This window comes from Bradyrhizobium sp. CCH5-F6, assembly GCF_001556045.1.
GTDB lineage: Bacteria > Pseudomonadota > Alphaproteobacteria > Rhizobiales > Xanthobacteraceae > Bradyrhizobium.
In genome coordinates this window covers 120928-140802 of the sequence record NZ_LSIC01000190.1, presented here as the reverse complement: position 1 = coordinate 140802, position 19875 = coordinate 120928, and the positions used below count along the sequence as shown (strand labels likewise).

Annotated in this window: 21 protein-coding genes; 9 read left to right on the top strand and 12 right to left on the bottom strand. The window is 64.8% G+C overall.

Annotated features, from left to right (window positions below):
• On the top strand, nt 1-409 hold a 409-nt coding region (locus AX729_RS33165), incomplete at its 5' end, for a DUF2147 domain-containing protein (RefSeq protein WP_156457330.1).
• Nucleotides 410-580: 171 nt separating this feature from the next.
• On the top strand, nt 581-937 hold the full coding sequence (locus tag AX729_RS33160) for a hypothetical protein (RefSeq protein WP_061028307.1): 357 nt from the start codon (nt 581-583) through the stop codon (nt 935-937).
• Nucleotides 938-1069: 132 nt separating this feature from the next.
• Here AX729_RS33160 and AX729_RS33155 read toward each other — a convergent pair whose 3' ends face one another.
• Together AX729_RS33155 and AX729_RS33150 are read right to left on the bottom strand one after the other, a co-directional pair.
• Complete coding sequence (locus AX729_RS33155; protein WP_061028305.1) at nt 1070-1474, bottom strand: (R)-mandelonitrile lyase; 405 nt, start codon at nt 1472-1474, stop codon at nt 1070-1072.
• Nucleotides 1475-1498: 24 nt separating this feature from the next.
• The gene (locus AX729_RS33150; RefSeq protein ID WP_061028304.1) at nt 1499-2191 is read right to left on the bottom strand and encodes a ribonuclease activity regulator RraA; all 693 of its coding nucleotides are present in this window, start codon (nt 2189-2191) and stop codon (nt 1499-1501) included.
• 259 nt (nt 2192-2450) lie between these two features.
• Between AX729_RS33150 and pxpB the strand changes: the two genes are divergently transcribed.
• Genes pxpB through AX729_RS33135 form a run of 3 tightly spaced genes read left to right on the top strand, consistent with a single transcriptional unit; the run spans nt 2451 to nt 5016 of the window.
• Nucleotides 2451-3182 carry a 5-oxoprolinase subunit PxpB gene (pxpB, locus tag AX729_RS33145; RefSeq protein ID WP_061028302.1) on the top strand — a complete coding sequence of 244 codons (732 nt, stop codon included), beginning with the start codon at nt 2451-2453 and terminating at the stop codon, nt 3180-3182.
• Entirely contained in the window at nt 3179-4216 is a 1038-nt protein-coding gene (locus AX729_RS33140) for a 5-oxoprolinase subunit C family protein (RefSeq protein WP_061028300.1), read from the top strand. The genes pxpB and AX729_RS33140 overlap by 4 nt, the downstream gene beginning before the upstream one ends.
• 29 nt (nt 4217-4245) lie before the next feature.
• The gene (locus tag AX729_RS33135; protein ID WP_061028298.1) at nt 4246-5016 is read left to right on the top strand and encodes a LamB/YcsF family protein; all 771 of its coding nucleotides are present in this window, start codon (nt 4246-4248) and stop codon (nt 5014-5016) included.
• Here AX729_RS33135 and AX729_RS40185 read toward each other — a convergent pair whose 3' ends face one another.
• Both AX729_RS40185 and AX729_RS33125 read right to left on the bottom strand, forming a co-directional pair.
• Nucleotides 5017-5169: a hypothetical protein gene (locus AX729_RS40185; RefSeq protein WP_061028331.1), complete on the bottom strand. Its 153-nt coding sequence runs from the start codon at nt 5167-5169 to the stop codon at nt 5017-5019.
• Nucleotides 5170-5525: 356 nt separating this feature from the next.
• Complete coding sequence (locus tag AX729_RS33125) at nt 5526-6245, bottom strand: DUF7168 domain-containing protein (protein ID WP_061028296.1); 720 nt, start codon at nt 6243-6245, stop codon at nt 5526-5528.
• Nucleotides 6246-6729: 484 nt separating this feature from the next.
• Here AX729_RS33125 and AX729_RS33120 point away from each other — a divergent pair, with 484 nt between their 5' ends.
• A complete protein-coding gene (locus tag AX729_RS33120; protein WP_245325483.1) occupies nt 6730-7266 on the top strand; it encodes a cytochrome P460 family protein in 537 nt (178 codons plus the stop codon).
• A gap of 138 nt (nt 7267-7404) precedes the next feature.
• Here AX729_RS33120 and AX729_RS33115 read toward each other — a convergent pair whose 3' ends face one another.
• The 4 genes from AX729_RS33115 to AX729_RS33100 all read right to left on the bottom strand — a co-directional run bounded on the left by AX729_RS33115 (nt 7405) and on the right by AX729_RS33100 (nt 12880).
• Nucleotides 7405-9015, bottom strand: coding sequence for a sulfite reductase subunit alpha (locus AX729_RS33115; RefSeq protein ID WP_061028293.1), 1611 nt, complete (start codon nt 9013-9015; stop codon nt 7405-7407).
• Nucleotides 9012-10796, bottom strand: a complete 1785-nt coding sequence (locus AX729_RS33110; RefSeq protein WP_061028291.1) for a NirA family protein — start codon at nt 10794-10796, stop codon at nt 9012-9014. Before AX729_RS33110 ends, AX729_RS33115 begins: the two co-directional genes overlap by 4 nt.
• Before the next feature lie 333 nt (nt 10797-11129).
• Nucleotides 11130-12293 (bottom strand): CmpA/NrtA family ABC transporter substrate-binding protein, encoded by a 1164-nt coding sequence (locus AX729_RS33105; protein WP_061028289.1) that lies wholly within the window; start codon nt 12291-12293, stop codon nt 11130-11132.
• Complete coding sequence (locus tag AX729_RS33100) at nt 12290-12880, bottom strand: ANTAR domain-containing response regulator (protein ID WP_028179749.1); 591 nt, start codon at nt 12878-12880, stop codon at nt 12290-12292. The genes AX729_RS33105 and AX729_RS33100 overlap by 4 nt, the downstream gene beginning before the upstream one ends.
• Before the next feature lie 110 nt (nt 12881-12990).
• Here AX729_RS33100 and rimO point away from each other — a divergent pair, with 110 nt between their 5' ends.
• Nucleotides 12991-14316, top strand: coding sequence for a 30S ribosomal protein S12 methylthiotransferase RimO (rimO, locus tag AX729_RS33095; RefSeq protein ID WP_061028287.1), 1326 nt, complete (start codon nt 12991-12993; stop codon nt 14314-14316).
• A 117-nt stretch (nt 14317-14433) separates the two neighbouring features.
• Here the strand turns inward: rimO and AX729_RS33090 are convergent, their stop codons facing one another.
• The 3 genes from AX729_RS33090 to AX729_RS33080 form a co-directional block, all read right to left on the bottom strand.
• A complete protein-coding gene (locus AX729_RS33090; RefSeq protein ID WP_061028286.1) occupies nt 14434-14853 on the bottom strand; it encodes a carboxymuconolactone decarboxylase family protein in 420 nt (139 codons plus the stop codon).
• Entirely contained in the window at nt 14786-15217 is a 432-nt protein-coding gene (locus AX729_RS33085; protein WP_061028284.1) for a MerR family transcriptional regulator, read from the bottom strand. The genes AX729_RS33090 and AX729_RS33085 overlap by 68 nt, the downstream gene beginning before the upstream one ends.
• Nucleotides 15218-15409: 192 nt before the next feature.
• Nucleotides 15410-16357 (bottom strand): hypothetical protein, encoded by a 948-nt coding sequence (locus AX729_RS33080; RefSeq protein ID WP_061028283.1) that lies wholly within the window; start codon nt 16355-16357, stop codon nt 15410-15412.
• Between the two features lie 327 nt (nt 16358-16684).
• On the opposite strand from AX729_RS33080, the gene AX729_RS33075 reads away from it, so the two are divergent.
• Both AX729_RS33075 and AX729_RS33070 read left to right on the top strand, forming a co-directional pair.
• Nucleotides 16685-17323 (top strand): hypothetical protein, encoded by a 639-nt coding sequence (locus AX729_RS33075; RefSeq protein ID WP_061028282.1) that lies wholly within the window; start codon nt 16685-16687, stop codon nt 17321-17323.
• Nucleotides 17324-17590: 267 nt separating this feature from the next.
• On the top strand, nt 17591-18781 hold the full coding sequence (locus tag AX729_RS33070; RefSeq protein WP_061028281.1) for an acetylornithine transaminase: 1191 nt from the start codon (nt 17591-17593) through the stop codon (nt 18779-18781).
• A gap of 98 nt (nt 18782-18879) precedes the next feature.
• Here AX729_RS33070 and AX729_RS33065 read toward each other — a convergent pair whose 3' ends face one another.
• Nucleotides 18880-19854 carry a quinone oxidoreductase family protein gene (locus AX729_RS33065; RefSeq protein ID WP_061028329.1) on the bottom strand — a complete coding sequence of 325 codons (975 nt, stop codon included), beginning with the start codon at nt 19852-19854 and terminating at the stop codon, nt 18880-18882.
• Nucleotides 19855-19875 lie beyond the last annotated feature (21 nt).

The following is a 19875-nucleotide window of genomic DNA, read 5'->3' as shown; positions in this document are numbered from 1 at the left end:
GGCCAGGGCTGCAGCGCCTCCGCCGCCCGCTCCGCCCCCTGCACCCGCCCCGGTTCAAGCCGCGGCCGTTGCGCCGCCCGCGCCGGCAACTGCGCAGACGCGCGATCTCAATTCGCCGCTCGGCGTCTGGCTGACCGAGGAGAAGGAAGGCAAGGTCCGCATCGAGCAATGCGGCAGCAACCTCTGCGGCTATTCGGTCGACAGCAAGTCGAACCAGAACGGCGAGCAGGTCCTGATCAACATGAAGCCCGGCAAGGACCAGAAGTGGTCCGGCCGCATCGTCGACCCCAACAGCGGATCGACCTACGACTCCACGATCGCCATGAAGGGCACCGACCGGCTGCGCGTGCAAGGCTGTGCCTTCGGCGGCATGTTCTGCGGCGGCCAGACCTGGACGCGGGTGAACTAGATTCGGGGGCGCACTCCCGGCAAGACGAAGGGGCCCCTGATCGGGGCCCCTTTGCTTTCGCCCTCATGAGGTGCGCAACCTCACAGAGCGTCTAGCGCCCGTGACAGCCCTCACATCGCCGGTTCCGCGCCCGTGCGACGCTCCCCGCATGATCAATCGCAGGGGCGTGTCATGACTGGATTTCGCAAGGGTCTTTTCGCCACCATTGTCGCCATCGCCTTCCCGCTCACGCAAGCAGGCGCCGCAACGAGCACCTTCGACGGCACATGGAATGTGCGCATCGCCTCCTCGAGCGAGGCCTGCGGCAATGGTGCGACCGTCTCGATCGGAATCAACAACGGCCAGATCGCATCGAGCAGCGCCGCAGTGACGGCATCGGGCCGCGTTGCCGGTGCCGGCAGCATCAACGTCACCCTGAGCACCGGCATCAGGCGCGCCGTCGGCTTCGGCCGGCTGAACGGCACGTCCGGCTCCGGCACGTGGCGCGGCGCCATGTGCGCGGGAACGTGGACGGCGGAGCGAATGTGAGCTTCCGTGTCCCTGACGCGCGGCAACGCGCCAGCGTTGCTGCGCTGGCGGGGACCCGGCAATCTTGACCGCTAATTTGGAACGCTCTGCGTCCCGGCTCGGCCGTGCATCTTGTCCGGGGCACGAGAGTGTTCAGCCGACTGCGGCGCCGTACTCCGCGTCGGTGACCGGCTCGAGCCAGGTCGAGTAGACGCCGTCGAGCGCTTCCTGCATGGCGATGTGGCACATGGCGTTGGTCGGCGATGCCCCATGCCAGTGCAGCTCACCCGGCGGAATCCAGACGGTGTCGCCGGGACGGATCTCGCGGATCGGCCCGCCCTTGGCCTGGATGCGGCCGACGCCGGAAATGACGTAAAGCGTCTGCCCCAGCGGATGGTGATGCCAGTTGGTGCGCGCACCCGGCTCGAACGACACGCGCGAGCAGTTCAGCCGTGCCGGCGCGGGCGCCATGATCACGGGGTCCTGCAAGACAGTGCCGGTGAAGTGTTCCTTGGGCGCGTGGCGGGTCGGCCGCGTGCCTGCAACAGTGATCTCCATCGAAATGACCTCTCTTCTTCCCGGTTACTTCTTGCTCGCGGCGTAGCGCGCCTTGGTTTCGGCATTCATGGGGTAGAGGCCCGGCAGCACCGCGCCGTTGTTCACCTCGTTGACGATCCAGGCCTCCATCCGCTCCTGCTCGACGCCCTCGGCGAGGACGTGATCGAGCATCGCCTGCGGGATCAGCACGCAACCGTCCTGGTCGGCGACGACGATGTCGTTCGGGAAAACGGCAACGCCGCCGCAGCCGATCGGCTCGCCCCAGCCGACGAAGGTGAGCCCCGCAACGGAAGGCGGCGCGGCATAGCCGTCGCACCACACCGGAAGGTTGGTGCCGAGCACACCCTCGACGTCACGCACGACGCCATCGGTGACCAGCGCGGTGACGCCGCGCTTGACCATGCGCGCGCACAGGATGTCGCCGAAGATGCCGGCATCGGTGATGCCCATGGCGTCGACCACGGCGATGCATCCTTCCGGCATCGCCTCGATCGCGGTGCGGGTCGAGATCGGCGACGACCAGGATTCCGGCGTCGCCAGATCCTCGCGCGCGGGCACGAAACGCAGCGTGAATGCCGGCCCAACCAGCCGCGGCAGCCCGGGGCGCAGCGGACGGGCGCCGCGCATCCACACATTGCGCAGCCCCTTTTTCAGCAGGACCGTGGTGATCGTGGCGGTGGTGATGCCGGCGAGGGTCTTGCGGGCTTCGGGCGACATGGACGAGAACGAGCTCCGGAAAGGCGGGAAAGAACGGGCGCATCTTGCGAGCCGCAGCCCTTGCGTCAAGGGCCAAGAGGGGCCCAATAACGCAGGGCCGCTGAGCTGTTATGCGACGCGATAACAAGGCTTTATCGGATGCCCTTGCATTAATTTATTGGACTTGCGGACGCATTTACGCGAAGCAGGGTAACGCGGAACTCAAGGTCGAGCCCGCGCGCTTCCCAAACTCCGATTTCGACAGCTCTTCGACAGCTCAATGGCCGCGACGCTTCCCCCGCCCCGCCTTCTGCCCAGTGGCGACAGCGCCGTCACGGTCGAGTTCAGCCGCACCATCGACGAGGACGCCAACCAGCGCGTGCTCGCGCTCGACAAGGCGCTCGCCGCGAGCCCCATCGAGGGCATCACCGAGACGGTGCCGACCTATCGCTCGTTGCTGGTCCACTACGACCCCGAAAAGATCGGTTTCGACGCGCTCGGCGAAAAGATCCTCCCCATCGCCACCCGGCCGCTGCCGCCGGTCACCAAGGCGCGCCGCTGGCGCATTCCGGTCGCCTATGGCGGCGAGCACGGCATCGACCTCGAGGATGTCGCGAAGGCGCTCAACACCACGCCTGACGACATCATCGCCCGGCATGCCGGCGGCGATTACAAGGTCGCCATGATCGGCTTCACGCCGGGCTGGTCCTATCTCAGCGGCCTCGACAAATCGCTGCACATGTCGCGGCGGCAGAATCCGCGGCTGCTGACGCCGGCCGGCACGATCTCGATCGGCGGTGTCCAGGCGGGGATCCAGTGCCTCGCCGCGCCGAGCGGCTGGCACCTGCTCGGCCGCACGCCGGTGCGCACCTATCAGCTCCACCGCAATCCGACCTTCCTCACCGAGCCCGGCGATCGCGTGACGTTTTTCGCCATCGACCACAAGACGTTCGCGGAGCTGGATCGCGCAGCGGAAGCCGGCGAGATCGTCGCCGAGCAGGTGGACGCATGAGCCGGCTCGTCGTCGCCAGCATCGGCCCAGCAAGCTCGGTCCAAGATGGCGGCCGCTTCGGCGCGCAGCGCTACGGCCTGACCGTCAGCGGGGCGATGGATCGCCTGTCGCTCGCGGCGGCGAACACGCTCGTCGGCAACGAGCCGTTCGCGGCCGCCGTGGAGATCGGCCCGTTCGGCGCCTCCTTCACCGCTCGCGACGGCGCCGTCCGCGTCGCGATATCTGGCGCGCCGCGCAATGCGGACATCGCCGGAAACCCGGTCGCGATGGACACATCGGTGACGCTGAAGGACGGCGAGACGTTGACGCTCGGTTTTGCCCGCGGCGGCGCCTTCACCTATCTCGCGATCGAGGGCGCCATCAAGGGCGAGCTGGTCTTCGGCAGCCTCGCGGTGAATGCCCGCGCCGGCCTCGGCAGCCCCTACCCGCGCCCCCTCCAGGCCGGCGACGAGTTCAGCGTTGATGCGGCGAGCGGTGCGGCGGAGCTCCGCATCGAATTGCCGAAGCCTGCGACGGGTCCGATCCGGGTCCTGCTGGGTCCGCAGGATGACGAGTTCGACGAGGCCAACAAGTCGCTGTTCCTCAACAGCGAGTGGAAGATCTCGGCAACCTCCGACCGCATGGGCTACCGGCTCGAAGGTCCCGCCATCAAGCATCTGCACGGCCACAACATCGTCTCCGACGGCACGGTGAACGGCAGCATCCAGGTGCCCGGCAACGGTGCGCCGATCGCGCTGATGATGGATCGGGGCACCTCCGGTGGCTATCCGAAGATCGCAACCGTCATCACGGCCGATGTCGGCCGCCTCGCCCAGACCTCGGCGGGAACCGCGTTCCGCTTCAAGGCCGTCAGCATGGCCGAGGCGCAGGAAGAGGCGCGCAAGTATGCGCAATTGATCCGGACCCTGCCCGATCGCCTGCGTTCTGCCGACACCGTCGCACTCAACATCGCGGCGCTCAGCGATGCCAATGTTGCGGGCTTTGCGGTGAGCGCCGTGGACGCCGGGACTTGGCAGGTCCCGGCCGAGCCGTAAGCTACAACGACCAGAGGCGGAGAGCACCCATGAAGACAGTCGATCTCAATTGCGATCTCGGCGAAGGTTTCGGCGCGTGGGAGATGGGCAACGACGCCGCAATGATCGAGCTGGCGAGCTCGGTCAACGTCGCCTGCGGCTTTCATGCCGGCGACCCCGACATCATGCGCCGGACGGTGGAGCTGGCGAAGGCGCGCGGCGTCTCTGTCGGCGCGCATCCCGGCTACCGTGACCTGCACGGCTTCGGCCGGCATCCGATCGCCGGGCTCAAGGCCTCGGAGATCGAGAACCTCGTCGCCTATCAGATCGGCGCGCTGCAGGCGATCGCGACCGCGGCCGGCCACAAGGTCACGCATGTGAAGGCGCATGGCGCGCTCTCCAACGTCGCCTGCGAGGACGACATGACCGCGAAGGCGATCGCGGCCGGCATCAAGGCGGTCGATCCCAGCCTGATCTTCGTCGTGCTCGCCAATTCGAAGCTGGTGAAGGCCGGCGAGGACGCCAACCTGCCGATGGTGCACGAGGTCTTCGCTGACCGCGCCTATGAGGACGACGGCAACCTCGTCTCGCGCAAGAAGCCCGGCGCGGTGTTGCACGATGCGAAAGCGATCGCGGATCGCGTCGTGCGGATGGTGCAGGACGGCGCGGTGGTGTCGGTGACCGGCAAGGTCATCAAGATGCGCACGGATACGGTCTGCATCCACGGTGACACGCCCGGCGCGGTAGACATCGCGCGCGGGGTTCGTCAGGCGCTGAAGGATGCGGGGATCGAGGTCGCGCCGTTCAAGCGTGGGGCGTGATCAGAACGGGTGCACCGACAGCGTGCCGAACACGATCGCGGCGATGACGGCGAAGGCGCTGTAGAGCGCGATGTGATGGGCGCTGGCCGCTGTCTTCCGCGACAGCGACTGCGCGGTTGCGTGCAGGCGGGCTTCCGCCGAGAGTTCGCGCATGGTCGATCTCCAATAGCCCATGTGCGGATTATGAAGGATCAACCGGGGTGGCCGGCAAGATGCCGGCAGAAAAAACGATATGTCTGCTCCGAGGCCGCCGTCCAGAAGGCGCAAATTCTCCCGACCTGCCCTCGCCGAGAATGCTATTCGGCGGCATTCGAGCGAACCGGAACCCGCCTCAGGTGCTCCCGATCAGAAGGGTCGAAAAACAACCCCATGCAAAGTAATTGTGGCAGACCGCGCCACGCCCCGCCGCCGCCACGCAAAGGCATATTCTTGGTCGATGTCGCAGTGCATTAGACTGGAAGGACATCACAGTGCTCTGGACGGCCCAGGCCGCGCCGTCCTCGCTGCGTTCAGCTTCCCTTGCGCGCCCCGCCAAGCCCGGGATTGATGGCGAGCGAGGTGCCGGCGGCACCGCCGGCTTCAAAGGCCGTCATCGACACCATCCGGCTGGTGCTGCGCTGGGTCCGGATCTTCAGGTCGAGCTTGTCGAATTCCGCATCGACCACCGAGGTCTTGAGCACGACCAGGCCGCGGCCGGTGCTTGCGTTGACCTGATCGCGACCGGCCTTGATCGCCACCAGCCTGTCCGCGATCGACGCCACCATGCCGAGCGCGAAGGAGGCATTGGCCAGATGGCGCTCCTGGTGACGGAACGTGGCGTAGTCGGCCGAGGTCTTGAAGCGGCCGAGTTCGGCGCGCACGGCGCCGTCGATCAATTCGGCCAGATAATGCGCGACCTCGACATCGGCGCCGAGACCGAAGAACACGTAGCTGCTCTCGCCGGCCGCGTTCTTCTCGCGCCAGACCCTGCAATCGCAGAAATGAGCGATCGCGCCGATGCAGTCCTCCAAGGGAATGCGCTTTTTGCGATGGGTCTCGAAGACCCGCCGTTCGCACGGCGAGGCGCGCAGCTCGACGTCGGAGAGCGACAGATCATGGCGATCGAGCAGCTCGGCGACCTTGGCCGCGGCCGACAGCGCCTCGTCCTCGGTGCAGCCATTGGCGATCGTCTTGGCGCGCAACGCCTGAATGCGGAGCTTCAGCTTGTCGAGTTCGGCCGGATTGGCCATTGCGTCACCGATCACCTGCTAGGGAAGGTCTGCCGACCGACTCCGGTCGGGTAGTCATGGCGGATCGGGTGTCGACCAAAGGACGCTGCTTGCGCAAGTCAATTTTGAATTTGAACGCGAGTCTCGAAGATATCGCAGATTTCCAGCTCGCTTGGATTGACGTGTTCTTAATTTCCGAAACGAGCTACGCCTATGACGGATCGAAGCATATCTCTTGACCGGGCGAGTCTCTTTGGTACAGTGGTAGTGTTCGACGGTTGACAGACTACCCGGAAGCGCTACTCGCCACCGCCAAGTTCGCCAGGCCATGAGCCAAGCGACTTCGCGTCTTACCAGCCGAACTTGCCAATATTTGTTGCGACCAGCTCCCTCACTTCGGAGTTGCTGATCTCGATAGATGATCTCCCAATCGATTTGGGGGAAGTGACTTTCCACGTTCACAGCTCATTGGCGCGAGGCAGACATGAGGTCAAGACTCTCCGCAATGATCCTTGCCGCAACAAGCCTGGCAGTAGCCGCCGGCTCTGTCTTTGCTCAACAGGATAAGTACGCCTTGAAGGTGCCTGGTGGTCTCGCATTCGCTGAATTCAGAGGATACGAAAGCTGGGAAGTGGTTGCTACCAGCCAAAGCCCAGGCCTGAAGCTGGTCGCCGTAATCTTGGCTAATCCAGAGATGATCGCGGCATACAAGGCTGGAATCCCCGAAAATGGACAGCCCTTCCCCGATGGAGCCAAAATGGCGAAGGTCCATTGGACCCCGAAGATGAACCAGCACTTTCAGGACACGATCGTGCCGGGCTCCTTGCATGACGTCGATTTCATGGTGAAGGACTCCAAGAGGTTCGCAGACAGCGGCGGCTGGGGATGGGCAGTCTTCAAGTACGACGTTGCAAGCGGCAACTTCACTCCCGGCACCGAAGCAGACAAGCCTCCGCAATCAAACGATGCAAAATGCGGCTACGCTTGTCACACCGTGGTGCAGTCACGGGATTATTTGTTCACGGAATACGGAAAGCGATGACATAGGTCCCGGCGACGCCAGCTTACGTTGAACCGATGACCACATCAGGACGTTGGCTATGGCGTCCCTCGTCCGCTGCGGGCGTGAAGCGGACGAAGCGATGCCGGAAGCTGCATGACGAATTATGGCTACGCGGCCCTAGTAAACGTCGGCCTGGAAGCGTCCGGTCTTCTTCAGCTCGGCGACGAAGCTGACGGCCTCGTCGGTCGAGCGTGCGCCGAACTGGGCGACGATGTCGACCAGCGCGCGCTCGACGTCCTTGGCCATGCGCTTGGCATCGCCGCAGATGTAGAAATGCGCGCCTTCGGCAAGCCAGGTCCACACCTCGCGGCCGACCTCGCGCATGCGGTCCTGCACGTAGAACTTCTTCTCGCCGTCGCGCGACCAAGCCAGCGACAGGCGCGTGAGCACGCCCGCCGTCTTCATCGCGTTGAGCTCGTCCTGGTAGAAGAAGTCGCAATCGCTGCGCTGATGGCCGAAGAACAGCCAGTTCTTGCCGGGGGCTCCGGTGGCCTTGCGGTCGAGCAGGAAGGCACGGAACGGCGCGATGCCGGTGCCGGGACCGACCATGATGATTGGGGTCTTCGGGTCCCGCGGCAGGCCGAAGCCGTGTGCCTTCTGCACATAGACCTTGAGCTTCTCGCCATCTTTGATGCGATCGCCGAGAAAGGTCGAAGCGACACCGAGGCGCTTGCGCTTGCCGATGACGTAGCGCACGGAATCGACCGTCAGCGACAGCTTTCCGGGCGTCGCATTGTGCGAAGACGAGATCGAATAGAGTCGCGGCTGCAGCGGCTCCAGCGCCTCGACGAAGGCCTCGGGATGCGGCCGCGTGCCGGAAAACTTCTGCAGCCCGGCCATGACGTCGAGGGTGGCGGCATCGCCATCGGGATCCTCGCCCTGCGCAAGCGCCCGCGCCTTCTCGCGCGCCGCACCGCCCGTGATGAACGAGATCAGCTCGAACAGCGTGTCCGGCGCCGGCGACAACGACACGTCGTCGATCAACACCTCGCGCAGCGTCTTGCCATTGACCTTGGTGGTGTGGGAGGCGCCGAGCAGCGCGATGATCTGGTCGACGAGGCCGACATCATTGCGCGGGAACACGCCAAAACTGTCGCCGACGACGTAGTCGAGCTTGCTCTCGGAGAGATCGAATTCGACGTGATAGGTCTCCTTCTCCGACTTCCCCTTGTTGAGGAGGCGGCGGGACAGGAATGTCGCGCTGACGGGGTTGTCGCGCGAGCGGCCCGGTTCTGCGATCGTCACGGTCACGGCCGGCGCCGCCGTCTCCGGCTTGTCCGCCGCTTTGGCCGCTGGAGCCTTGTCGAGCTCCTCGTACAGCGACTTCAGCATCCGCGCGGTTTCCTTTCCGCCGGGAACGCAGAGGTTGAGCCGTGCCTCGCTGCGGCTCGCGATCGCCTCCGAGTAATCGTGACAGTTGTAGCCGCACTGACCGCAATCCTGCTGCGCCATCGCCGCCATCATCTTGCGGCGCAGGGGGCGTCCCTCGGCGAGCTTCATCCGCTCGGCGATCGGCATGGTCTGGTCGTGCCATGGCGCCTCGCCGTCGTCGCCATCACCGGCCGCGCCCTGCATGACCGCGGCACCCTGCTCCGCCGAAAGCGGCGCGGCGACGTCGGGCGACAGCAGGCCGGCGAAGAAGCCGTTGAGCCAGGATCGCTGCGCGTCGGAGAACGGCGCGCTGGGTGGGATGATGTCGAGCTTGGGTGGAGGGGTGATCTGGTTCATGCGGACACCTGTGCATCGGCAAGCTTGCGCAGCGTTTCGCCGTCATGGCGGCGCGCAAAAGACAGGAACGTTTCATCGGGAGACGAACGATGGGCGATGTAGGCCTTGAGCAGTCCTTCGACCGTCTTCGGCGCGTCCTCGGCCTTGAGGTCGTGATAGACCTCCTGCCCGACATCGGCATCGGGGCCGAAGCCGCCGCCGGTGAAGAGGTGATAACCCTCGACCGTGTCCTCGTCGTTGACAGGCACGCGCGCGCCGATCAATCCGATGTCGCTGATGTAGTGCTGGGCGCAGGAATGGTGACAGCCGGTGACATGGATGTTGACCGGCTTGTCCATCGGGACGCGCGGCTCGCACCAATCACCTATCTCGGCTGCGTGGCGCTTGGTGTTCGCCGCGGCAAAGCGGCAACCGGCATTGCCAGTGCAGGCGATCAGCCCCGCGCGGATGTGCGAGGCCTCCACCGCAAGCCCGATCTGCTTGATCGCCGCGACCGCCAGCTCGACATTTTCGTCGCGCACGCCCGGGATCAAGAGGTTCTGCCAGACCGTGAGGCGGATATCGCCGTCGCCGAGATCGCGCGCGACCTTGGCGAGGCCCCGCATCTGATCGGAGGTGAGCTTGCCGAGTGTCAGCGACACGCCGATCCAGTTGAGACCCTCCTGCTTCTGCTTGTGCACGCCGATATGCGCCATGCGGTCCGCCGCCGGCCGCGGCGCGAACGCCTCTTCCGGCACGCGCGTGAACGGCGTCTTCAGCCGCTCCTCGACGAGCCTCAGGAAGCCGTCATGGCCCATGGCGTCGAGCACGTATTTCAGGCGCGCCTTGTTGCGGTTGGTGCGGTCGCCATGGTCGATGAACACGCGCACGATCGCGTCGGCAACGGCCGTCGCCTGCTCCGGCTTGACGACGATGCCGGAATATTTCGCAAAGTCCTTGTGGCCGGTGATGCCGCCGAGGCCGAGGCGGAACCAGACGCCGGGCTCAACGCCGAACCCGTCCTTCACCTCGTACGCGGTGAAAGCAATGTCGTTTGTCTCCTCAAGCACCGCGATCCTGCCGGCACCGTCGAAGGCGACGTTGAACTTGCGCGGCAGGCCGTAGAGCGAGCGGTCGTTGAGAATGTGATAGTGCCACTCGCGGGCATAGGGCCGCGTGTCGATGATTTCCTGCGGATCGATGCCGGCCGTCGGCGTTCCCGTCACGTTGCGGATGTTGTCGGCGCCGGAGCCGCGCGAGCACAGGCCGAGGTCCTGGATGCCCTCGATCAGCTTCACCGCGTGCTTCGGTGGGATCTCGCGGAGCTGGAGATTGGCGCGGGTGGTGACGTGGCTGTAGGGGCCGCAGAGTTCGTCGGCGAGATCGGCAAGGCCCGACAGCTGCCAGTGCTTCATGATGCCGTTGGGAATGCGCAGGCGGCACATGTAGGAGTCCTGCGTCGGCGCGACGTAGAAGATCCCGTAATAGCGCCAGCGGAAATTGTCCGCCGGGCTCGGCGGCGCGTTGTCGAGCGCCTGCTGGCGCAGCCGCGGATAGGCATCGAAGGGATGCTCGTCGCGCTTGAACTTCTCCTGATCGGCGAGCTTCTTGCCCGACGCAATCACCTTGTCCTGCGCCTTGATATGCACGGCATCGGGACCAACAGGCTCGGCATTCGCCTTGCCGGCAGCGCCGGCGCCGAGACCGCGGCCGACCCGGCTGATCTGCAAGCCGGTCGTGAAGCCTTCGAGATAGCGTTTCTGCTCGTCGGTAAAGTCGACTGAGAGCGTTTCGATTTTCATGGTCGGTAACGAAGCTCCTGCGGCCACCAGAGTGGCTTCGACGGAAATTGTGCGACCCGCGGGGAACTCGGCCGGCTCAAGAGCCTGCTTTGCAACCCGACGGTCCATTCAGCTTCGTTGCTGTGGGACTTGGCTCAGCAGGCACCAATGACAAGCTGGCCGCAGTGCAACATTCAAGTTGCGTGCCAGCTTGGTCGAAATAGATCGCATTGTAATATCAGGGGATTAGGACACCCTCGGGAAATACCCGTCTGGGAAGTCTCCCGAAATTCGAGCAGTCAGCCCAAACATTAGCCAGCGAACTTACGTGCTCGAAAACAGAGCAGATCCGAATCAGCCTTTCCAGCGCCCGACCTCGAAGGCCTCGAGATGCCCCCTGATGTTGTCGGGATCGAAGACCGGCCCGGCGAAGGCGCCGAACGCTGCTGGAGCTTCAGGGGGCGCCCTGTTGCCAAGGGCTGCGTCGTAAAGATCGGGCCTGAACACCGCCATCGCCGTCTTGACGCCGTCCGGGGTCAGCGCCGTCTGCCCCCAACGCACCATCTGAGCATAGAGCCAGGCGGCCTGGATCGGGTCGGGGCGCCCCGCCTCCTCGCGTCCCACGAGAAGGTAACGGCCGCTTTCGCGGAAGGTGCCGTCGGGCGAGATCTTCAGGCGCCCCGTCAGGGTGCGCTGGATGACCTCGGCATCGACGCCGATCCGCTCCGGCTGGGCCAGGATCCGCGCCGCTTCGGTCCGATTTTCCGGATGCTCGATGAACTCGGCGGCCTTCACCGCCGCGCGCACGAGGCTGGCGACCACGTCCGGATTGGTCTCGGCCCAGGCCTGACGCACGGCCAGCACCTTCTCCGCCGCACGGACCAGGATGTCGGAGACGAAATGCAGGATGTGACCGATGCCGAGATCCACCGCGACCGAATTCCAGGGCGCGCCGACGCAGAACGCATCGACGTGGCCGTTCTTGAGGCTGTCGACCATATAGGGCGGCGGCAGCACCACGAGGCGCACGTCCTCGTCCGGATCGACGCCCGCCGCGGCCATCCAGAACCGCAATTGGTAGTTGTGGGTGGAGAACGGGAAAGTCATGCCGAAGGTCAGCGGCTCGGCCCCGGCCTTGCGACGTTTCGCAACCAGCCGCGCCAACGCCTTGGCCGTCACCATGGGATCGAAGCGGTCGCCGTCGATCTCCTCCATCAGTGCGGCATGGAGCGCCGGCGACACCGTGATGGCATTGCCGTTGATGCCGAGATTGAACGGCGCGGCGATCGGCACCTTGACGTGACCGAGCCCGAGCGAAGAGGCGATCGCCACGGGCGCGAGGAGATGCGCGGCATCGAACAGGCCGATATTGAGCTTGTCGCGGACGTTGGACCAGGACACCTCGCGCACCAGCTCGACGTCGAGGCCTTCGGCGGCGGTGAACCCCTTGTCGACGGCGACGATCAGCGCCGCAGCATCGACCAGCGGAATGAACCCGATGCGGAGGGGAACGGTCATTTCAGCATCTCCGACGCGGTGATGATCGACTGCGCGATCTCGCCGATTTTCTTCTTCTCGCGCATCGCGGTGGAGCGCAGCAGCACATAGGCCTCGTCCTCGGTGAGGCCCTTCACCTTCATCAGGATGCCCTTGGCGCGCTCGATGACCTTGCGATCCTCGAGCTGCGACTTGGTGCGCTCGAGCTCCTCCTGGAGCTTGGCGAAGGCATTGAAGCGGGACACGCAGAGGTCGAGGATCGGCTTGATGCGCTCCTTCTTCAACCCATCGACGATATAGGCCGAGACCCCCGCCTCGACCGAGGCCTGGATCGAGGCTGAATCGCTCTGGTCCACGAACATCGCGATTGGCCTCTTCACGGCGCGGCTGACCTGGAACATCGCCTCCAGCACGTCGCGGCTGGGGTTCTCCAGATCGATCAGGATGATGTCGGGGTCGACCGCATAGATGCGGGCCAGCAGGCTCTGCATCTCGCTGATATGGACGACCTGCGTGAATCCGGCGTCCCGCAACCCTTCCTCGAGGATCGCAGCCCGGATCGGGCTTTCGTCGACGATCACGATTTTGGGCGACTGTTCGGCGCTCATAGCTCACTCGCGGCGGGTGATTCATCCATAGCACGGCCGCGGACGATGCAAAGGGTTGTAATTATGGGCAATTGGGACTAGCTCAGGCCGGTCAATCAGGCAGTTCAGATATGGATCAGACGGCTGCGCCCAAGGTCAGCTTCGTGTCGCTCGGGTGCCCCAAGGCATTGGTGGATTCCGAGCGCATCATCACGCGCCTGCGCGCGGAGGGCTATGAGCTCGCCCGGAAGCACGACGGGGCCGACATCGTCATCGTCAACACCTGCGGCTTCCTCGACAGCGCCAAGCAGGAGTCGCTTTCGGCGATCGGCGAGGCCATGGCCGAGAACGGCAAGGTGATCGTCACCGGCTGCATGGGCGCGGAACCGGAAGCGATCGAGCAGGCCTATCCCGGCGTGCTCTCCATCACCGGCCCGCAGCAATATGAGAGCGTGCTCGATGCCGTGCACCGCGCGCTGCCGCCCGCGCACAATCCGCATCTCGACCTAGTGCCGCCGCAGGGTATCAAGCTGACACCGCGCCACTACGCGTACCTGAAGATCTCCGAAGGCTGCAACAATCGCTGCACCTTCTGCATCATTCCGAAACTCCGCGGCGACCTGGTCTCGCGCCCCGCCAACGACGTGCTGCGCGAGGCCGAGCGCCTGGTCGGCGCCGGCGTCAAGGAACTGCTGGTGATCTCGCAGGACACCTCGGCCTATGGCGTCGATCTGAAATACGCCGAGAGCCCGTGGAAGGACCGCCAGGTCCGCGCCAAATTCCTCGACCTCGCGCGCGAGCTTGGCGAACTCGGCGCCTGGGTCCGACTGCAATACGTCTACCCCTACCCGCATGTCGACGAGGTCATCGCGCTGATGACGCAAGGCACGGTGCTGCCCTATCTCGACATCCCGTTCCAGCATGCGAGCCCCGAGGTGCTGAAGGCGATGAAGCGTCCGGCGGCGCAGGACAAGACGCTGGCCCGGATCAAACGCTGGCGCGAGGAATGTCCCGATCTCGCTCTGCGCTCGACCTTCATCGTCGGCTTCCCCGGCGAGACCGATGCCGACTTTGCCTATCTGCTCGACTGGCTGGATGAAGCCGAGATCGACCGCGTCGGCTGCTTCAAATACGAGCCGGTCGCCGGCGCCACGTCGAACGCGATCGAGAATCCCGTCCCTGAAGAGGTCAAGCAGGAGCGCTACAACGCGCTGATGGCGCGGCAGCAGAAGATCTCCGCCCGACGTCTCAAACGGAAGGTCGGCACGCGCCAGCAGATCATCATCGACGAGGTCGGTCCGACCGTCGCCAAGGGCCGTTCCAAGGCCGATGCGCCGGAGATCGACGGCGCGGTCTATCTGACGAGCCGCCGCCCCTTGCGCGTCGGCGAGATCGTCACCGCGAAGATCGAGCGCGCAGACCAATACGATCTGCACGGCAGCGTCGCAGGGTTCTGAGAGCCACGGCGTCAGGCCGGCCATTTCAGTACCCAGCGCGCTGCGGCTTGGGTGCGCGGAAGAGATCGCATGCACTGACCAATGCTGCCGAGCAGAGGAGGCTTTGAGGCAAGTTGGTCATGTTGCTTCTCCCGACGCCCGCTGTTCGTCATGCGCGGCGAACACCTCCTTGGCTGCGAATAGCCCGTTCAGCGCAGCCGGGAAGCCCGCATAGACGGCCATCTGCATGATGATCTCCACGATCTCGTCGCGAGAAAGCCCGACGTTCAGACCCGCCTCGAGATGCACTTTGAGCTGAGGCGCGGCATTTCCGAGCGCCGTCAGCGCAGCGATCGTCGCGATCTCTCGATCGCGGAGGCCGAGGCCCGGGCGGCAGTAAATGTCGCCGAAGGGAAACTCGATCACGTATCGTGCGAAGTCCGGAGCTATATCGGCGAGCGAAGCGATGACTTTTTCGCCGGCACTGCCGTCAATGCGTGACAGGGCCCGCTGGCCGCGATCGAAGCGGCTTTCGGCTTGTGTTTGGGCGTGCGTCATTTTCCTTCGTCCTCTGTTCGTCGCCGGCGTAACCGGCGATCTTGGTATCAAGGACGAGCAGGCATTCCTGGAGTTCGGCAATCTGCGTGCGAACCTGTTCTCGATGGATTTCCAGCATCTGCCGCCGGGCTGGCCCGGTGGCGTCGCCTTCGTCACGAAGCGCCGCGTAACGCAACATGTCCCGGATTGGCATTCCGGTGGTCTTGAGCCGACCGAGGAATGCGATCCATGTCAGGATTGATGCGTCAAAATCACGTTGACCGGAGCGATCCCGGTCAGCGTATGGAAGCAGCCCGATGCGCTCATAATAGCGCAGCGTGTGGGTCGACAAGCCGGTTCGTTTTGCAAGGTCGCCGATCTTCATTGTGCCCGTTCTCGTACTGACGCACGTACAGATACCCCTTCGAGCGCGCTCTAAGTCAAGAGGGATCGAAGGTGCCGCGAGGTCAAGCAAGAGCTACAGCGCACCGATGGCGCAACAGCGGAAATCTCGGCGCGCCGCCTACACGGCAGCGTCGCATGTTTGGCGGAGAACGCGCGACCCAGAAACGAGGCTTCAGGCCCCCATCAGCCATTTCGGCACCCACCGCTCCGGCCTTGGCGCCCGCGCGAGATCGGCCTTTGCCTCGGAGAGCTTCGCCGGCTCGCCGTCGATCGTCGGCCGCAAATCGTACTCGAAATTCGGCATGATCCGGCCATCGGCATGGAGCCCGAAATGCATCGAGTACCAAAGCCCGAGCTCAGGCTGCGCGCGATGCATCTGGTCGCGCAGATCGCGCAGCAAGGACTCGATTGAAGCAGCCTCTTCGAACGGCTGCGGTCCGCGCGAGAGCACGCGCGCCTGGTATTGCGCGCCGACGATCGCGACCTCGAAGCGGGTCTGGTCCCAGGGCTTCTTGCCCTTCGGCAGATGCGCCGCCAGCCGCCAACCAAGCTCGGCCATCAGCCGGTGATTGGCCCAATAGTCCTCGCGTTCCCGGCTCCACTTCTCCATGAAGCCGCGAAAGTCGGGTAGCTCCGGCGACGCCTCGTCGGGCGCCGCCGCTTCGCCGTGCGGCCGTCCGGCGAGCCATTGCGCGAGCTCGACCGTCTGGCACTCGACTTCCTCGCGCGGCTTCAGATCGCTCCAGGCGTCGTCGAATTGCTGCGACGTCAGTTTGGCGAGCAGCCCGTCGAGGCTCGGAGCCAGCAGCTCATAGTCGCCCTCCGATCCCAGCCCCACGATCGGCGGATTGTCGCGATCGAGACCCGCGCCATACCAGCCGCCGACGGCCGAGCCGTCCGGCAGCCGCATGAACAGCGAGAACCTGTCGCGCAGGGAACTGCCGTCGAAGATCGGCGCGGAATCGGAGAACTGGCCTTGCAGGGAGAAACAGCCGACGCTGCCCCAGGGGCGCCCCTCGAGCCAGTCGGCAAAGTCGACCAGCAGGCGCGGCGCTTCGATGCCGGGCGGAAATGCGCCGCGAATGCTGTCGAGGTCGATCGGGTAAGGCGTGTCGGACAAGGCTGCAAACTGTCTGTTGGTCCCGCCCTCTTGGTCTGAGCCGCCGTGCGTCCGGTTCGAACCAATTCGCGTGCCCTGATCACAAACGCGCCAGCGACGCGAAGGTTTCTGCCCGGCGGACAATGAAATGGCGCGAACCCGGCGGTATCAGGAGCGGACGACGCATGTCCGGGCATTCGCATGACCTTGCTCGCGTCGTCTCGACTGCCGCGGCGCGGCGCGCGAGACCGCCTGCGGAACGCATTGTGACACTATAATGCATTCACGCAGGGGTCACGGACTCGGCCTAACTCTGCCCGCGCCTTTCAACGCGAGCGAGGAACGAGGATGAGCCTCTCGGGCATGCTGCGCACACAGCGCTTCGACGATTACCGCTTCTACCACCAGAGCACCGTCAACCAGACGCTGCACCTCTTCAGCGCCGTGATCTTCCTGTTCTGCTACGCGCTGCTGTTCATAGACCCCGCGCTCGCCGGCATCGTCGGCTGGCTTGCGATGTTGACGCGGCAGACCGGGCATTTCTTCTTCGAGCCGAACGGCTATGACGCCGTCAACGGCGTCAGCAACGAGTACAAGGAAGCCGTCAAGGTCGGCTACAACCAGACCCGCAAGATCGTTCTGCTCCTCGTCTGGGGCAGCGCGCCGATCGCGCTGTATTTCCATCCGACGCTGTTCGGACTTTTCGATCCGCCAGCCGGACGTCTCGACTTCGTCCGGCACGTTGGCACGCTCTGGCTCGCGATCGGCATCGGCGGCGGACTTGCGCGCATGCTCCAGCTCTTCGTCACGCGCGACCTCACGACCGGCCTGGTATGGGCGTTCAAGGTGCTGACCGACCCATTCCACAACATCGCGCTGTACTGGAATTCACCGCTCAAGCTGATGCGCGGCGAGCTCATCGACACCGCGATTGCGGACGCGGATTGGGGCGACGAAGACGCCGAGGAAGCCGCTCACCTGACCTGACCGATGCACGCCAGGTGGGTGTTCGGCAAAACGCCCGCTTGACAAAGCCCGGCATTCACATGTATTGCCGCGCCCCATGATCAACCGGACCAACCAGCGCACCGAAATGCTCCGCCGTCGCTCCCGCGACGACGAGAGGGTGCGCCATGTCCGACGACGCCGCTGAACCACTAGAATTCAGCCGAGTTTTCGAGAAGGCCGCACCCGCAAGGTGCGGCCTTTCTGCTTTTTGCGCCCGTTTTCCACCCGCCTCCAGAGGAGTTCGACATGACCACGCATCCGTATGACGCGCTGATGGACATCACCGCACGGCCCAAGGCCGTGTTCGTCCGCGGCGCCGGCTCCTACCTCTGGGACGACGGCCGCAAGCGCTATCTCGATTTCGTGCAGGGCTGGGCCGTGAATTGCCTCGGCCATTCGCCGCCTGCGATTGCAGATGCGCTTGCCGCGCAGGCCAAGCGGCTATTGACGCCGAGCCCGGCCTTCTACAACGAGCCGAGCCTCAAGCTCGCGCAGGCATTGGTCGAGAACAGTGCTTTCGACCAAGTGTTCTTCGCCAATTCCGGCGCGGAGGCCAACGAGGGCGCGATCAAGCTCGCGCGCAAATATGGCAGCCTGCACAAGGGCGGCGCGTTCGAGATCATCAGCTTCGAAGGCGGCTTCCATGGCCGGACGCTGGCGACGATGTCGGCCTCGGGCAAGAAGGCGTTCGAGCCGCTGTTCGAGCCGAAGGTCGCCGGCTTCAAGAAGGCCAAGCTGAACGATATCGCTTCGGTCGAGAAGCTGATCAACGACAACACCGTCGCGGTGATGCTCGAGCCGATCCAGGGTGAATCCGGCGTGTGGCCGGCGAGCGATCAGTTTCTGCAGGAGCTGCGCGCGCTCACCGAGGCGCACGGCCTGCTGCTCATCTTCGACGAGATCCAGACCGGCATGGGCCGGACCGGAAAACTCTTCCACTATGAGCACACCGGCATCGCGCCCGATATCATGACGCTCGGCAAGGGCATCGGCGGCGGCGTGCCTCTCGCCGCGCTGCTGGCGACCGAGCGCGCCTCCTGCTTCGAACACGGCGACCAGGGCGGCACGTTCAACGGCAACCCGATCATGTGCGCCGCGGGCCTCGCAGTGCTCGAGGAAGTCAGCAAGCCGGACTTCCTGAAACAGGTCACCGAATCCGGCCTCTTGCTCGAGAGCGAGTTGCAGAAGGTCTCGGCCCGGCACGGGCTCGGCGGCGTACGCGGACGTGGGCTCTTGCTCGCGCTCGATCTCAAGCTGCCGATCGCGCCGGGCATCGTCGCGCAGGCGTTCGAGGCCGGAGTGCTGCTCAACGCGCCGCAGCTCGACACGCTGCGCTTCATGCCGGCACTAAACGTCGCGAAGGTCGAGATCGCCGAGATGATCGATTGTCTCGACGGCATCTTGACCAAGGCTGGCGCGGCACGGCGCGTGGCATAATACGTGCGTCATTGCGAGGAGCGCAGCGACGAAGCAATCCAGACTGCGTCAACGGAAAGATTCTGGATTGCTTCGCTTCGCTCGCAATGACGGAAAACCTACGGCTTCAAGATCGACGCGCCCGTGGTCTTGCGGCTTTCGAGATCGATATGCGCTTTCGCGGCATCCTTGAGCGCGTAGGCGTGGTTGATCGGCACGTGGAGCTTGCCGTTGATGACGGCGGCGAACAGCGTGTCGGCGCCTTCCAAGAGCTCCTTGCGCGTACCGACATAGTCGTTGAGCTTCGGCCGCGTCGCGAACAGCGAGCCGTGATTGTTGAGCTCGGCGATCGAGAACGGCGGCACAGGGCCCGAGGCATTGCCGAACGAGACGAACATGCCGCGCGGCTTCAGGCAGGACAGCGAGCCCGGAAAGGTCGCCTTGCCGACGCCGTCATAGACGACGTCGCAGCCCTCGTTGCGGCTGATCTGCTTCACGCGTGCGACGAAATCCTCCTCGTTGTAGAGGATGACGTGATCGCAGCCATTGGCCTCGGCAAGCTCGGCCTTCTCGCGCGAGCCGACCGTGCCGATGACGTGCGCCCCGAGCGCCCTCGCCCATTGGCAGGCCAGCAGGCCGATGCCGCCGGCGGCGGCGTGGATCAGCACGCGATGATGCGGCTCGACCTTGAAGGTCTTGTGCAGGAGATACCAGACCGTCAGCCCTTTCAGCATCAAGACGGCGCCCTGCTCGTAGGTGATGTGGTCGGGCAGCTTGACCAGCTTCTCCCAGGGGATATTGCGCTCGTCAGTATAGGCGCCGAGATTGTGGTAATAGGCGACTCGATCGCCGAGATGAAAATTCGTGACGCCGGGCCCGACCGCGACGACCTCGCCCGAGGCCTCGTTCCCTGCGATGAAGGGCAGCCCCGGCGCCTTGTAGAGGCCGGTGCGGTAATAGACGTCGATGAAGTTGAGCCCGACCGCATGCTGGCGGATGCGCACCTCGCCCGGGCCGGGCGCCGGCACATCGACGCTCTCATAGACCAGGGCCTCCGGGCCTCCGACCTTGTGCACACGGACCGCTTTGGTCATCATTTGGCTCCTCTTCTCGCG

Coding starts and splice junctions, on each gene's coding strand:
- AX729_RS33090 (WP_061028286.1), bottom strand. CDS start 14,853: ATGACGCACGCCCAAACACAAGCCGAAAGCCGCTTCGATCGCGGCCAG.
- AX729_RS33065 (WP_061028329.1), bottom strand. CDS start 19,854: ATGACCAAAGCGGTCCGTGTGCACAAGGTCGGAGGCCCGGAGGCCCTG.
- AX729_RS33110 (WP_061028291.1), bottom strand. CDS start 10,796: ATGAAAATCGAAACGCTCTCAGTCGACTTTACCGACGAGCAGAAACGC.
- AX729_RS33085 (WP_061028284.1), bottom strand. CDS start 15,217: ATGAAGATCGGCGACCTTGCAAAACGAACCGGCTTGTCGACCCACACG.
- AX729_RS33150 (WP_061028304.1), bottom strand. CDS start 2,191: ATGTCGCCCGAAGCCCGCAAGACCCTCGCCGGCATCACCACCGCCACG.
- AX729_RS33070 (WP_061028281.1), top strand. CDS start 17,591: ATGACCACGCATCCGTATGACGCGCTGATGGACATCACCGCACGGCCC.
- AX729_RS33120 (WP_245325483.1), top strand. CDS start 6,730: ATGATCCTTGCCGCAACAAGCCTGGCAGTAGCCGCCGGCTCTGTCTTT.
- AX729_RS33160 (WP_061028307.1), top strand. CDS start 581: ATGACTGGATTTCGCAAGGGTCTTTTCGCCACCATTGTCGCCATCGCC.
- pxpB (WP_061028302.1), top strand. CDS start 2,451: ATGGCCGCGACGCTTCCCCCGCCCCGCCTTCTGCCCAGTGGCGACAGC.
- AX729_RS33100 (WP_028179749.1), bottom strand. CDS start 12,880: ATGAGCGCCGAACAGTCGCCCAAAATCGTGATCGTCGACGAAAGCCCG.
- AX729_RS33075 (WP_061028282.1), top strand. CDS start 16,685: ATGAGCCTCTCGGGCATGCTGCGCACACAGCGCTTCGACGATTACCGC.
- AX729_RS40185 (WP_061028331.1), bottom strand. CDS start 5,169: ATGCGCGAACTCTCGGCGGAAGCCCGCCTGCACGCAACCGCGCAGTCG.
- AX729_RS33105 (WP_061028289.1), bottom strand. CDS start 12,293: ATGACCGTTCCCCTCCGCATCGGGTTCATTCCGCTGGTCGATGCTGCG.
- rimO (WP_061028287.1), top strand. CDS start 12,991: ATGGATCAGACGGCTGCGCCCAAGGTCAGCTTCGTGTCGCTCGGGTGC.
- AX729_RS33115 (WP_061028293.1), bottom strand. CDS start 9,015: ATGAACCAGATCACCCCTCCACCCAAGCTCGACATCATCCCACCCAGC.
- AX729_RS33125 (WP_061028296.1), bottom strand. CDS start 6,245: ATGGCCAATCCGGCCGAACTCGACAAGCTGAAGCTCCGCATTCAGGCG.
- AX729_RS33155 (WP_061028305.1), bottom strand. CDS start 1,474: ATGGAGATCACTGTTGCAGGCACGCGGCCGACCCGCCACGCGCCCAAG.
- AX729_RS33140 (WP_061028300.1), top strand. CDS start 3,179: ATGAGCCGGCTCGTCGTCGCCAGCATCGGCCCAGCAAGCTCGGTCCAA.
- AX729_RS33135 (WP_061028298.1), top strand. CDS start 4,246: ATGAAGACAGTCGATCTCAATTGCGATCTCGGCGAAGGTTTCGGCGCG.